This is a genomic window from Agrobacterium sp. CCNWLW155, from assembly GCF_036888815.1.
GTDB classification, from domain to species: Bacteria; Pseudomonadota; Alphaproteobacteria; order Rhizobiales; family Rhizobiaceae; genus Agrobacterium; species Agrobacterium radiobacter.
The window spans coordinates 450,047-461,591 of the sequence record NZ_JBAKFW010000002.1; the positions used below are offsets into that span (position 1 = coordinate 450,047).

Annotated in this window: 11 protein-coding genes; 4 read left to right on the top strand and 7 right to left on the bottom strand. The window is 60.7% G+C overall.

Annotated features, from left to right (window positions below; genetic code table 11):
* Nucleotides 1-7 precede the first annotated feature (7 nt).
* From mnhG to V6S97_RS10770, 7 genes are all read right to left on the bottom strand, one after another.
* Nucleotides 8-352, bottom strand: a complete 345-nt coding sequence (gene mnhG / locus V6S97_RS10740; protein WP_003503491.1) for a monovalent cation/H(+) antiporter subunit G — start codon at nt 350-352, stop codon at nt 8-10.
* Nucleotides 349-630 carry a K+/H+ antiporter subunit F gene (locus V6S97_RS10745; RefSeq protein WP_003503490.1) on the bottom strand — a complete coding sequence of 94 codons (282 nt, stop codon included), beginning with the start codon at nt 628-630 and terminating at the stop codon, nt 349-351. The genes mnhG and V6S97_RS10745 overlap by 4 nt, the downstream gene beginning before the upstream one ends.
* Complete coding sequence (locus V6S97_RS10750) at nt 627-1,115, bottom strand: Na+/H+ antiporter subunit E (RefSeq protein WP_003503489.1); 489 nt, start codon at nt 1,113-1,115, stop codon at nt 627-629. The genes V6S97_RS10745 and V6S97_RS10750 overlap by 4 nt, the downstream gene beginning before the upstream one ends.
* Complete coding sequence (locus tag V6S97_RS10755) at nt 1,112-2,758, bottom strand: monovalent cation/H+ antiporter subunit D (RefSeq protein WP_003503488.1); 1,647 nt, start codon at nt 2,756-2,758, stop codon at nt 1,112-1,114. Before V6S97_RS10755 ends, V6S97_RS10750 begins: the two co-directional genes overlap by 4 nt.
* Nucleotides 2,755-3,090: a Na+/H+ antiporter subunit C gene (locus V6S97_RS10760; protein ID WP_003503487.1), complete on the bottom strand. Its 336-nt coding sequence runs from the start codon at nt 3,088-3,090 to the stop codon at nt 2,755-2,757. The genes V6S97_RS10755 and V6S97_RS10760 overlap by 4 nt, the downstream gene beginning before the upstream one ends.
* A complete protein-coding gene (locus V6S97_RS10765) occupies nt 3,090-6,008 on the bottom strand; it encodes a monovalent cation/H+ antiporter subunit A (protein ID WP_003503486.1) in 2,919 nt (972 codons plus the stop codon). The genes V6S97_RS10760 and V6S97_RS10765 overlap by 1 nt, the downstream gene beginning before the upstream one ends.
* A 106-nt stretch (nt 6,009-6,114) precedes the next feature.
* Nucleotides 6,115-6,492 (bottom strand): hypothetical protein, encoded by a 378-nt coding sequence (locus tag V6S97_RS10770; protein ID WP_003503485.1) that lies wholly within the window; start codon nt 6,490-6,492, stop codon nt 6,115-6,117.
* Nucleotides 6,493-7,010: 518 nt separating this feature from the next.
* Between V6S97_RS10770 and V6S97_RS10775 the strand changes: the two genes are divergently transcribed.
* Genes V6S97_RS10775 through V6S97_RS10790 form a run of 4 tightly spaced genes read left to right on the top strand, consistent with a single transcriptional unit; the run spans nt 7,011 to nt 11,545 of the window.
* Nucleotides 7,011-8,606, top strand: coding sequence for a globin-coupled sensor protein (locus V6S97_RS10775; protein ID WP_240532253.1), 1,596 nt, complete (start codon nt 7,011-7,013; stop codon nt 8,604-8,606).
* Nucleotides 8,606-8,905, top strand: a complete 300-nt coding sequence (locus V6S97_RS10780; RefSeq protein ID WP_003503483.1) for an STAS domain-containing protein — start codon at nt 8,606-8,608, stop codon at nt 8,903-8,905. The genes V6S97_RS10775 and V6S97_RS10780 overlap by 1 nt, the downstream gene beginning before the upstream one ends.
* A complete protein-coding gene (cheY1, locus tag V6S97_RS10785) occupies nt 8,902-9,267 on the top strand; it encodes a chemotaxis response regulator CheY1 (protein ID WP_003493773.1) in 366 nt (121 codons plus the stop codon). Before V6S97_RS10780 ends, cheY1 begins: the two co-directional genes overlap by 4 nt.
* A gap of 16 nt (nt 9,268-9,283) precedes the next feature.
* The gene (locus V6S97_RS10790) at nt 9,284-11,545 is read left to right on the top strand and encodes a chemotaxis protein CheA (RefSeq protein ID WP_003503479.1); all 2,262 of its coding nucleotides are present in this window, start codon (nt 9,284-9,286) and stop codon (nt 11,543-11,545) included.

Consider the following 11,545-nt stretch of genomic DNA (forward strand, 5'->3'; position numbering starts at 1 on the left):
GGGCGAATTACAAATGCTCCCGGTTATCCGAATTCTGCTCCGCCCGATCCCGATAAAGTGCCGCCCGGCCGAGCAGCATCAGGGAAACCGGGGTCGTCACCGTCATGAAAATGCCGATGAAGATTTCGTGGAAGGCGAAGCGGTCGCCGGACACGGAGAAATAGATGATCGATGCCATGACGATGCCGCCGGTGCCCCAGCTGGTGCCGAGGGTTGGCGCGTGCAGGCGCTCATAGAAGCTGTTGAGCCTGGCAAAGCCGATGGTGCCGATCAGCGTCAGCGAGGCGCCGAGCAGCACGAAAAAGGCTACGGCAATGGCGGCCCAGAGCGGAAATTCTGCAGCATTGTTCATTCGATCACCTCGCCGCGCATCAGGAATTTGGAGAGGGCGACGGTGGAGACGAAGCCCAGAATGGCGATCAGCAGCGATGCCTCGAAATAGATGTCGTTGCCGGTGCGCAGGCCGAAGGTCAGGAGAAGCAGCATGGCGTTGACATAAAGCGTATCCACGCCCAGCACGCGGTCCTGCGCACGCGGGCCGATGGCGATGCGATAGACTGATATCGTCATTGCGATGGCGAGCATGAACTGTGCCAGCGAAAAGGACCAGAAAAGGATAATCGAACTCATTCGAATATCTCCATCAGCAGTTTTTCATAACGGTTCTTGATGAGGCTTATCCAGGCAGCCTCATCCACATCATCGAGAACGTGAATCAGAAGCGTGCCCTGGCTGGAATTATATTCGAGCCATGCGCTTCCCGGCGTCGAGGTCAGGATCGTCGCGAGAACGGCCAGCGCCATGGGGTCGCGAATATCGAGCGGCACCGCGAGGAAGCCGGATTTGCGGTTCTTTTCGCGCTCGAACAGGATGATCCTCACGACCGAGAGGTTGGACCTGACGATATCATAAAGCACGATGAAGATCAGCTGCACCAGCCTGTGCCAGTTGCGGATGCGCGGCTTGGCTGGCCTCAGCGACGCCATCGCCCAGGAGGCGATAAGCGCGACACAGGTGCCAAGCAGCAGGTGCCCCGGCGAAAAGCTGTTGATCGTCATCCAGAAGAAGATCAGCGAGATCGTCAGCAGCGGATAAGGCAGGATACGGCTCATCATGGTTCCGCCTCCGGGTTCGTTCCCGCTCTCGGGGCGGAAATGACGCCCTGAATATAGCTTGCCGGCAGATCGAGAATACGCGCCGTTTCCTGCATGTAACGCATCACTGGTCCTGCCTGCACGGTCATGGCAAGCGTCAGGCCGAGCAGCAGCATGATCGGCGCGATTTCGATGACGAGCACGCGCGGCACGGTTCCTTCGATGGAGGCCCAGAAGGTGCGGATGCCGGCGCGCGTCATCGAGATCAGCGAGGCGAAACCGGCAAAGACGATCAGGAAGACAAGCCACCAGGAAAGCGTGGAAACGCTGTCATTGGCGCCAAGCCCGGAAGGGTTGAGAATGGCGGTCAGCATCGAGAATTTGGCGATGAAGCCTGAGAGCGGCGGCAGGCCGGCGAGAAGAATGCCGCAGGCGGCAAAACAGGCGCCGAGCACCGCCATGGTGGCGGGCATGGTCACGCCGACTTCTTCCTCCTCATCCTCGTCTTCGCCCTCGCCATAGGCTTCCATGGTCACGGCAAGAACGTTCGCGCCCGCATCCTGCCCGCGTTCCACCAGCTCGATCAGCATGAAGAAGGCGCTGATGGTGAGCGTGGAACTGACCATGTAATAGAGCGCCCCGGCCGCAACTGTCGGATTACCGGTGCCCATGGCGGCAAGAAGCGTTCCGGACGATACCAGAACCGAAAAGCCGGCGAGCCGCCCGAGCGCCTGTGACGCCAGAACGCCGATGGCCCCGAAGATGATGGTGGCGATGCCGCCGACAAGCAGGGCATCATGGCCGAAACCGGCGGATTCGCCGGCCGTCTGCCCGAAAAGAAGGAAGGACAGGCGGGCGATGACATAAATGCCCACCTTGCTCATGATCGCAAACAGCCCGCCGACCGGGGCCGACGCCGCGCCATAGGCGGAAGGCAGCCAGAAATTCAGCGGCCACATGCCGGCCTTGACCAGGAACGCGACGCCCAGAACCGCCGCTCCGGTTTCCAGCAGCATACGCTGGTCGGGGTTGAGGCCTTCGATACGATGGGCGAGGTCACCCATGTTCAGCGTGCCGGTCACACCATAGATGAGGCTGACGCCGATCAGGAAGAACAGTGCCGCAACGAGGTTGATGGCGATGTAATGCAGCCCCGCCTTGACGCGCTGCTGGCCGGAACCGTGCAGCAACAACCCATAGGAGGCCGCCAGCATCACTTCGAAGAAAACGAAGAGATTGAAGAGGTCACCGGTCAGGAACGCGCCGTTGACGCCCATCAGCATCATCTGGAACAGCGAATGGAAATGCGCACCGGACTTGTGCCACTTGGCCATGGAATAGATCAAAGACGGAATGGCAAGCAGCGCCGTCAACAGCACCATCAGGCCTGAAAGACGGTCGGCGACGAGCACGATCCCGAAGGGGGCCGGCCAGTTGCCGAGCAGGTAGACGCCGCTCGAAACCACCGCGGCGATCTCGGTATTGACGGTCGAGTTCACCTCGCGGAACAGCAGGATGGCGACCACCAGCAACAGCACGGTGGAGGTGAGGCTGATGGCGGCTTTCGCCACGCGCTGGCGCTCGTCGAAGAACAGCAGCAGGGCTGCAGTGATCAGCGGCACCAGAATGGGGGCGATGACGATGTGGAAGGGGAACGACATCATTTCGACTCCCTCCCGTCCACATGGTCGGTGCCGGTGAGGCCGCGGGCGGCAAGCAGCACGACGAGGAACAATGCGGTGGTGGCAAAGCCGATGACGATGGCCGTCAGCACCAGCGCCTGCGGCACGGGGTCGGCCAGCGTTGAGCTGTCAACGCCGTTCACCAGCACCGGCGGCGCATTGGTCTTGATGCCACCGACACCGAAGATGAAGAGATTGACGGCATAGGACAGCAGCGAGAGCCCGACAATGACCTGGTAGGTTCGTGGGCGCAGCACCAGCCAGACGCCGGAGCCGGTCATGATGCCGATGCCGATTGCAAGAATGAGTTCCATTACACGTCCTCCGCTTTTGCGGCTTCAGGCGTGCGAACGCGGTAGTTACGCAACGATTGGTGTGCCAGTGCTATCAGGATAAGAACGGTGGAGCCGACGACCAGCGAGAAGACGCCGAGGTCGAACAGCAAGGCCGAAGCTGTCGGCATTTTGCCGATATAGGGGATCTCCGTATATTGGAAATAGGAGGTCAGGAACGGGTAGCCGAAATACCACGAGCCGATACCCGTCGCCGCCGCCATCAGAAGGCCGAAGCCCATCCAGCGCAACGGCAGGATGCGGATGCGGTCTTCCGCCCAGCGTGCGCCGCCAGCGAGATATTGCAGCAGGAAGCCAATCGCCATGGTGATGCCGGCCGCAAAGCCGCCGCCCGGCATATCGTGGCCGCGCATGAACAGGAAGATCGAGAAGGTGATGATGACAGGGAACATCCACTGCATCACGATTGATGGCACGTAGAGATAGTCGCGAACCGTGTCCCCATTGCTGCGGTCGGGTCTTTCCGCATCGAAGGCGTTCTGCATCTGCTGCTGTTCCGGCACCCCGATGCTTTCATGGGCAGGGCGGAAACGGCGAAGCAGCGCAAAGACGGTAAGCGCCACGATCGCCAGAACAGCGATTTCGCCGAATGTGTCGAAGCCGCGGAAGTCGACAAGGATGACGTTGACGACATTGGTGCCGCCGCCTTCCGTATAGGCGCGCTCCAGGAAATAGGTCGCAATCGCGTTCGGCACGGGCAGGGTCATCACGGCATAGGCGATGACGGACATGCCGATACCGCTTGCAGCTGCCAGCAGGAAGTCACGGGCGCGGCGGAGCTGCGCCGGGAATTCATTGCTGCTGTCGACCTTCTCAAAGCGTTTCGGCAGCCATCTGAGGCCAAGCAGGATGAGAACCGTGGTGACGATTTCCACCAGCAGCTGGGTGATGGCGAGATCCGGTGCGGAAAGCCAGACGAAGGTAAGGCAGGTGACGAGCCCCGAGACGCCAAGCATCACGAGGGCGGCGAGGCGGTGATATTTCGCCTGCCAGGCGGCACCCATCGCGGCGATCATGCCGATCAGCCAGAGGATGGCGAAGATCGGATCGAAGGTCGTCACGCGCGGTAGCGATAGGGAGAACTCCGAAAGGAACAGAGGCGAGAAACCGGCAAGAAGCGCGACAAGGATCAGAAGCCTCAGCTGCGGCTGCAGACGCCGCGTGCCGAGCGTGCTTTCCAACCACCGCGCCCATTTCCAGGACACGGTGACGAGAATGCGCTCGAAGATGCGCTGTCCCCGCAAATGCCGGAAGACTGGCGGGCCGTCGTCGCAGCGCGAGAAATAACCGCCAAGCAGGACATAGATGGTGACGCCACCGATCAGCGCCGCAATACTCATGATGAGCGGCAGGTTGAAACCGTGCCAGATCGACAGGCTGTAGACGGGTGTCTGCGGGCCGAGAACGGAAAGCACGGCCGAATGCAGGAACGGGCCGATCGAAAGGCTCGGAACGATGCCGACGATGAGGCAGGCGAAAACCAGGAACTCGATCGGGAAACGCATCCAGCGCGGCGGTTCGTGTGGATTGGGGTTCGGCAGATCAACGGGTTTGGGGCCGAAGAAGACCGTGTGGATGAAGCGTAGCGAATAGGCGACGGCGAATGCGCCGGAAAGCGTCGCGACATAGGGCAGCGCGCGGTCGAGCAGCGAGTCGGCATGGGTTTCGACGGCCTCGGCAAAGAACATTTCCTTGGAGAGGAAGCCGTTGAACAGCGGCACGCCGGCCATGGCCGCGCTCGCCGCCATGGCGAGCGTCGCGGTCGCGGGCATATAGGTATAAAGCCCGCTCAGCCGCCGCATGTCGCGGGTGCCGGTTTCATGGTCGATAATGCCGGCGGCCATGAAAAGCGAGGCCTTGAAGGTGGCGTGGTTGACCATGTGGAAGATGGCCGCAACCGCCGCAAGCGGGCTGCCGAGGCTGAGCAGCGTGGTGATGAGGCCGAGGTGGCTGATGGTGGAATAGGCCAGCAGCCCCTTCAGATCCTGCTGGAACATGGCGAAATAAGCGCCGAGCAGCAGCGTGATGATGCCGGCCGCACCCACCAGCCAGAACCATTCCGGCGTGCCTGCCAGTACCGGCCAGAACCGTGCGAGCAGAAATACCCCTGCTTTCACCATGGTGGCGGAGTGCAGATAGGCGGAAACGGGTGTGGGCGCCGCCATGGCGTTGGGCAGCCAGAAATGAAATGGAAACTGCGCGCTCTTGGTCAGCGCGCCGCCGAGAATGAGGATAAGCGCCGGCAAATAGAGGGAATGGGCGCGAATGGCGGCACCAGCCTCGATGATCTTGTCGAGATCGTAGCTTCCCGCCATATGGCCGAGGATCAGCAGCCCAGCCAGAAGGCTGAAGCCGCCGATGCCGGTCACGGTCAGCGCCATGCGCGCACCGTCGCGAGCGCCGGCATTCTGGTGCCAGTAGCCGATCAGCAGGAACGAGAAGATACTCGTCATTTCCCAGAAGATCGACAGCAGGATGACGTTGCCAGAGAGGACCACGCCGAGCATTGAGCCCATGAAGGCGAGGAAGAAGGCGAAAAAACGCGGGATCGGATCTTCAGCCGACATGTAGTAACGGGCGTACAGCACCACCAGCAGGCCGATGCCGGTAATCAGCATTGAGAAAATCCAGGCGAACCCGTCCAGCCGCAGGGTAAAGTTCAGGCCGAGCTGGGGCAGCCATTCCACATCATATTTAAGAACCGCGCCGCCACTGACGCTCGTATAAAGAAAGATGCTGCTGACAAGCCCGAAAAGGGCGACTGCGCCCGCGACGGAGGCGGGGGCTGCGGCTACACCCTCGCGCGGCATGAAAGCCGTCAGGAGCGCGCCAACGAAGGGCAATGCGACAATAAATGGGAGAATGATTGCAAGTGTCATATGCGGCGGCGGTTTTCTCTCTGGAATGGGAGCCTACGGCGGGTTTCCGACGCCTCCGATCCCTCAAGGTTCGCAATGAACCCGATGATGATGACCGCCGGAATGACTAATACATAATATGCGGAGGCGCGCGTGGAACCACGCTGGCAAAGTCTCGGGAAGTTTGTGGCACGATGGCAACAGCAGCGAGCGAGGCTTCGGCGTGATCCCTGAGGTTCGGGGCGAATGAAGCGAACTCGCTGTAGCGAAGGCCCGAACCGGCATCGCCGGTCCTGCAGCCGACATCGTTGCCGCTATCGCAAGCTTTTTCGCGAAGGGAAACGGAACGGCCCGGATCGACGCTCTGCAATCGCTCGAGGCGGCTGGTTTTGGAAAGGGGCTTGATGCCGGAGGGCGCCTGAAAGCCGATCATGACGAGCAGGCTCGCGACCACGAGACCGATCAGCACTTGCGGATGGCGCCTTGAACTGCGGCCTTTCTCCATCCATGGCAAGTTGGCATCTCCTTGATCGTAAAGGTCTCTTTAAAGCATCACCGTTGAGCGAATATCCTGTTGATTTGTTTTAGGGGAAGCCGGACATGCTTGTCCAGCGCGCAGGCGGGAAAAACCGCCCGCAGCGTCCGATTCCTTTTCGTTTTTGCCCGTTTGCGGCAAAGTGAGGGCGGCATTGGCTAAAAGCTTTTACAAATTTTACCGTTTGACGCCGACGCCTGTGTTTCTTAACTTTCAAGCAAGGAATTAACCATAAAGATTGATGGTATTTCCACGGCGGAATGGGGTTCTCTCCCCTTCCAGGCATGACGCCGCACTGCCGTACCGGTGCCGATCCGGTATTTTCGTTTCTTGGTTCAAGAAGGTCTGGCAAGCGTCGATGCCGCATCGTCCGCGATGGGTATGTTCGTTCAAAAATCCCCTTTAGGGTGCTGGCGTTCTGAACCTTGGCCAATTTGGCCGGGTTTTACCGGCCGTCATGTTATTGGGGACGTCGGTTGGGGCAGGACTTGCCATCAGATCAAGCGCGCAGGTCGGCAGGCGGAAGCCTGGCGGGACGGTTGCGTTTTGCCGGCCTCGATGAGACGCAATCCGATTTCCTGCGCAGCTATCGCAGCATGCTGGAGCCTTACGTCAAGGCCGGCCTGCGGGACGTGATGACCCGTTTCCAGTCCATGCCGGACTGTTCCCCGTCCTTCGAAAGTGAAAATCAGCTCGACCGACTGCACGATCTGCAATCCTCGCACTGGAGCGTTTTGACGGATGCGCGTTTCGATGCGCTTTATGCCGAGCGGGTGAAGGTTCTCTCTGATAATTCCAGCCGCATGGGGCTTGATCCGCGCTGGCAGATCGCCAGCCACGCGGTGGTTCTGGAACATCTTGTCGGCGGACTGGTGGCCGAACATGCGCCACGCTCCATCCTGCCCGGCAACCGCAAGAAAACCCGTGAACTGGCGGAAGCCGTGAAGAACGTCGTCCGTCTGGTGATGGTCGACACCGAAATCGCCGTCTCGCTGCGTTTTAACGAATTGCGCCTGCGCCATGGCCGGGAGCTGGCCGAGCAGCGTGACAGTGACCGCTCGGAAGCGGCGACGTTGCTGGGCACCGCATTGACGGCCTTTGCTGCAGGCGATTTGCAGGCCCGCATCGGCGGCGATGTACCTGAAGCCTATCGCGACGTTGCGGTTTCCTTCAATACGGCTCTGGAAACGATCGGCGCATCGTTGATCGCGGCGCAAAACAACATCGGCGAGGCTGAGGCGCTCGGCGCGCGGTTTGCCGATATGGGCCGCTCCATCGCGGAGCGTTCCCGCCAGCAGGCCGAAGCCCTTGCCGAGACCTCCCGTGCGATCCAGGCGATGATCGGTAACGTTGCCGAAAACGGCGCCCGCATAGCGGCGACGGAAAAGGCGGTTTCCAGTGCCCGCGACGCGGCTGTCGAAAGCGGCCGGGCGATCGGCGAGGCGATCGACGCCATGTCGGACATCGAACAATCCGCCGAACAGATCGGCAGGATCATCGGCACGATTGACGAGATTGCTTTTCAGACAAATCTTCTGGCCCTCAATGCCGGCATCGAGGCGGCGCGCGCGGGTGATAGCGGCCGTGGTTTCGCCGTCGTTGCGCAGGAAGTCCGGGCGCTCGCCCAGCGGTCTGCAGATGCGGCAAGAGAGATCAAGAGCCTGGTCGGCACCACGAAGACGCAGGTTGAGGGCGGCGTGCGCATGGTCAACCGCACTCAGGACGCAATCGGCGGCGTCGTCCGGCAGGTTTCAGGCATCAACGACATGATCGCGGAAGTCTCCCGGCATACGGCCGAGCAGGCCGGCGAACTGCAATCGGTTGCCGCCGATATTGGCGGGCAGAAACGGCAGGCGGACCGGAATGCCATCGATATCAGTGCGAGCGCCTCCGAGGCCGACGCGCTTCAAATCGTCATTCTGGAACTCGGCCGCACCATCCGCGAATTCCGCATTGCCCGTCAGGCGCAGGCGCAGGCGGTGTCCGGTGCGGACCGGCAGGACACTTCATTTATGGCCCGTGCGGATAACCGCACGGATTACGGCCAGGATTACCAACAATTCAGACGCCAAGGAGTCATGTAATGGCAGCCAGAAAAGCAGCTGAGGCGACGCTGAAACTGTCACCGGTGCTGGATCTCAACGAAGCATCGGCCCTGCACGGCAAGCTGATGACGCTGAGAGGAGCACCGTTGTCGGTCGACGCGTCCGAGGTGGAGCGTATCGGTGCACTTTGCGCCCAGGTCCTCATGGCCGGCGCGAAGTCCTGGGAGGAGGATGGCAAGCCCTTCGGTTTTGCCAGGGTGTCCGATGCATTCGACAAGACCATGAAACTGATAGGCGTCGATATTGACCATTTGCTCCCCAAGGAGATGCAAAAGTGAAGAAAAAAGTTCTTACCGTGGATGATTCCCGGACGATCAGGAACATGCTCCTGGTCACGCTTAACAATGCCGGTTTCGAAACCATTCAGGCCGAAGACGGCATCGAGGGCCTCGAAGTGCTCGAGCAGAGCAACCCCGATGTCATCGTGACTGATATCAACATGCCCCGTCTCGATGGTTTCGGCTTCATCGAGGGTGTGCGTCGCAACGAAAAGTACCGGGCGATCCCGATCCTCGTTCTGACGACCGAAAGCGATGCAGAAAAGAAGAACCGCGCCCGTCAGGCCGGTGCGACCGGCTGGATCGTCAAGCCGTTCGACCCTGCAAAACTCATCGATGCCATTGAACGCGTAACCGCCTGATACGGGACATTTCACGATGGATATGAACGAAATCAAGGAAATCTTTTTCCAGGAATGCGAGGAGCAGCTCGCCGAACTGGAATCGGGGCTTCTTAAATTGAATGACGGCGACCGTGATCCGGAAACCGTCAACGCCGTTTTCCGTGCCGTTCATTCCATCAAGGGCGGGGCGGGTGCCTTCGGTCTCGATGATCTCGTGGCTTTCGCCCACGTTTTTGAAACGACCCTCGACTGCGTCCGCTCCAACAAGCTGGAGCCGACCCAGGATGTTCTGAAAGTCATGCTGCGCTCCGCCGACGTGCTGGCGGACCTGACCAATGCGGCAAGAGACGGCGGCAGCGTCGATGAAAGCCGCACCCGTGGCCTCGTGAAGGAACTGGAAGCGCTGGCAAACGGCGAAGCCGTTCCGGCATCCGCGCCGGCTCCCGTCGCCGTAAAGGCACCGGAACCCGTGAAGGCCAAGCCGACGGATGAGAGCGGCTTTGAGCCGATCCCGTTCTCTTTTACGGACTTTGCCGACGAAACCACGCCGCTGATGGAAGTGCCGTCCTTCCAGATCACCTTCAAGCCGCATGCGTCGCTTTATTCGAAGGGCAACGAGGCGGCACTTCTGCTGCGCGATCTCTCGCGCATCGGCGAGATGAGCATCAATTGCGACATGTCGGAGCTGCCTTCGCTCGACAAGCTCGATCCTGAAGCATCCTATCTCTCCTGGACGGTTTCGATCGCGACCGACAAGGGCGAAGAGGGTATCCGCAGCGTCTTCGAATTTGCCGAATGGGATTGCGATCTGGAAATCGTGCCTGATGTTTCGGCCGTCGCAGGCGGCGATGAAGAGCTTCCGATGATCCCGGTGCCGTTCGACCTTTCGGCTCTCGATAGCGGATCGGAAGAGCAGCCCATCGTTGAAATCGCTACGGCGGAAGCGTCTTATGCTGCAGCAGCCGTCGAAACGGCCGTCGCGACGACGCAGATCGCCCAGAGCGTCAATGCCGCCATCGAAAAGCGCGAGGCTGCGGCCGCGCCTGCGGCAACGCAGGCGAACGCCAACGCAGCGGCCAATGCCAGCGCCGGCCAGACCATCCGTGTCGATCTCGATCGCGTCGACCGCCTGATCAACCTTGTCGGCGAGCTCGTCATCAATCAGGCGATGCTGTCGCAGAGTGTCATCGAAAACGACGCAAGTGGCACGTCGGCCGTCAATATGGGCCTCGACGAGCTGCAGCAGCTGACGCGCGAAATCCAGGACAGCGTCATGGCGATCCGCGCGCAGCCGGTAAAGCCGGTGTTCCAGCGCATGTCGCGTATCGTCCGCGAAGTCGCCGACATGATCGGCAAGCAGATCCGCCTCATCACCGAAGGTGAAAACACCGAAGTCGACAAGACGGTCATTGACAAGCTGGCGGAACCTCTGACGCACATGATCCGCAATGCCGTCGACCACGGCATCGAAACGCCGGAAAAGCGCGAGGCTGCGGGCAAGAACCCCGAAGGCACCATCAAGCTTTCGGCCAAGCACCGTTCGGGTCGCATCCTGATCGAACTGCAGGACGACGGCGCCGGCATCAACCGCGAGCGTGTTCGCCAGAAGGCGATCGACAACGATCTGATCGCCGCCGATGCAAACCTGACCGACGAGGAGATCGACAATCTGATCTTCGCGCCGGGCTTCTCCACGGCAGACAAGATTTCCGACATTTCCGGCCGCGGCGTCGGCATGGATGTGGTCAAGCGCTCCATTCAGGCGCTTGGCGGCCGCATCAGCATCTCCTCGCGCCCGGGCCACGGTTCGACTTTCACTATGAGCCTGCCGCTGACGCTTGCCGTTCTCGACGGCATGGTGGTGACTGTTGCCGGCCAGACGCTGGTGGTGCCGCTGACCGCGATCGTGGAAACCCTGCAGCCGGAAGCGAAGAACATTCACTCCTTCGGCGCCAACCAGCGGCTGATCTCCATCCGCAACTCCTTCTGCCCGCTGGTGGATGTCGGTCGCGTGTTGAACTTCCGTCCGACCCAGGCCGATCCGGTCGAAGGTGTCGCCCTTCTGGTGGAATCGGAAGGCGGTGGCCAGCGTGCCCTGATGGTCGATGCGATCCAGGGCCAGCGCCAGGTCGTCATCAAATCGTTGGAGGCAAACTATACCCATGTTCAGGGCATTGCCGCCGCCACTATCCTCGGTGACGGGCGCGTCGCTCTCATTCTGGATGTCGATGCCATCGTCAGCGCCTCGCGCGGACAGCCACTGAAGCAGGAAATGTCGCTTGCGGCGACAGGTTGA